The organism is Aeromicrobium sp. (assembly GCF_032084975.1).
Lineage (GTDB): Bacteria > Actinomycetota > Actinomycetes > Propionibacteriales > Nocardioidaceae > Aeromicrobium.
Genome location: NZ_DAMDLR010000154.1, coordinates 1 through 1921 on the forward strand (window position 1 = coordinate 1; position 1921 = coordinate 1921).

Below are 1921 nucleotides of genomic sequence, written 5' to 3' on the forward strand. Positions count from 1 at the left end.
CGGTCGCCGTGGTCACGATCGCGCACGGTCGGCACGAGCACCTGGCGGCGCAGGAGCGGTCCCTGCGTGCTGGAGCCCGGCCGCCCGACCTGCGCGTCGTGGTCGCGATGGACGACCCCGCCGTCGCCGACCTCGTCACCGGCGCTTCCTGGCCCACGTCGGTCGAGGCGATCGACCGGCACCCGCAGGGCCTGCCGCTGGCCGCTGCCCGCAACTGCGGGGCCCGCGCCGCCATCGAGGGTGGAGCGGACGTGCTGGTCTTCCTCGACGTCGACTGCCTCGTCGGGCCAGACCTCGTCGCCGACTACGCGGACGCGGTCGCGGCGAGCGAGGACCGGGTGTGGTGCGGTCCCGTCACCTACCTGCCGCCCGCGCCGTCCGGCGGCTATCCCCTCGACCTGGTCGGCTGGGACGGGCCGCACGCGGCGCGCCCCGCGCCCGACCCGGGTGAGCGTGTCGATGGTGGCGATCCCGACCTCTTCTGGTCGCTCTCGTTCGCCCTGGCGCGCGAGACGTGGGAGCGGATCGACGGGTTCGGCGAGGAGTACGTGGGCTACGGCGGCGAGGACACCGACTTCGCGCACCGCGCCGCCGAGCGGGGGATCGGGATCGCGTGGACTGGCGGCGCCCGCGCCTATCACCAGCACCACCCGGTCGAGAGCCCTCCGGTGTCCCACCTCGACGACATCCTGCGCAACGGCGCGATCTTCGCGGAGCGCTGGGGGAGGTGGCCGATGACCGGTTGGCTCGAGGCCTTCGAGGAGCAGGGCCTCGTCCAGCGCCACCGCGACGGGTGGCGACGTGCGGACGGGCCGCATTCGCAGCAGACTGCCAGCACCACGAGACAGGAGGCATCATGAGGAACGAAGACGTGTTGCACGGCCACATGCGCACCCACCTGATGGGAGCCAGTGGAGGCACCGCGGCGTTCGAGCGCGTCGCCCACACGCACGGCATCCCCGAGGTCGCCGCCGGCCTCAAGGCGATGGCCGAGGAGATCAAGCAGGAGCGCGACTGGCTGCGCGAGATGATGGCCGACGTCGGCATCGAGCCCTCGGTGATCAGCAGGGTGGCCTCGCAGGGTGCCGAGGTCGTCGCGCGCTTCCGGCCGTCACCGCGGCTGATCGGCCGGTCGGACCTGATGGACGTCCTCGAGCTCGAGGCGCTCTACGCCGCCGTGGTCACCAAGCGCAACGGGTGGCGCCTCATGCGCCAGGCGGCGCGGGCCGGGGCCAACCTCGACCTGTCCCAGCTCGACGAGCTGGAGCGCTGGGCCGACTCCCAGCTCGAACGCCTCCGGGACTGGCACGCGCTCACGGCCGCGACGAAGTTCCCCGCCTGAGACCTGCCGCGTGATCCGCGTTCCCGGGGGTACGTCTGCGTCATGAGGATCGTCATCTTCGGTGCCACCGGCAATATCGGCTCGGCCACGACCCGCGAGGTCTCGGCCCTGGGCGACGAGGTCGTGGGCGTCGCGCGGCGGCGCCCCGAGGTCGACGGGGACACGTCGCACGCATCCGTCCGCTGGCACGCGGCCGACATCGCGACGGACGACCTCGTCCCGCTCGTCGAGGGCGCCGACGCCGTCGTCCAGCTGGCGTGGAAGTTCCAGCCCACGCGTCGCCAGGACGTCACGTGGGAGACCAACGCGGTCGGCAACCGCCGGGTGCTGGACGCCGTCGCTCGCGCGGGCGTGCCGGCCGTGGTCGTGGCGTCGTCGGTCGCGGCCTACTCGCCGGTCGACCACGACGACCCGGTCGACGAGTCGTGGCTCACCGATGGCACGTCCGAGGCGACCTACTGCCGCGAGAAGGCCTACGTCGAGCGGACGCTGGACGGCTTCGAGCTCGCGAACCCGGACACGCGCGTCGTGCGGATCCGGCCGGCCTTCGTCTTCCAGCGGTCCGCGGCCAGCGAGCAG

The 1921-nt window shown here is 73.1% G+C and carries 3 protein-coding genes; all 3 read left to right on the forward strand.

From position 1 onward, the window contains the following. The coding region (locus RT323_RS16600) for a galactosyltransferase-related protein (RefSeq protein ID WP_313410399.1) at positions 1-860 on the forward strand (860 nt) is incomplete at its 5' end. After that, positions 857-1342, forward strand: coding sequence for a hypothetical protein (locus tag RT323_RS16605; protein ID WP_313410401.1), 486 nt, complete (start codon positions 857-859; stop codon positions 1340-1342). The genes RT323_RS16600 and RT323_RS16605, both read left to right, overlap by 4 nt. 42 nt (positions 1343-1384) lie before the next feature. Next, a partial coding sequence (locus RT323_RS16610; RefSeq protein ID WP_313410403.1) for an NAD-dependent epimerase/dehydratase family protein occupies positions 1385-1921 on the forward strand: 537 nt, incomplete at its 3' end.

Bases quoted from the DNA above. Each gene is read 5' to 3' on its own strand.
- RT323_RS16605 (WP_313410401.1), top strand. From the start codon at position 857: ATGAGGAACGAAGACGTGTTGCACGGCCACATGCGCACCCACCTGATG.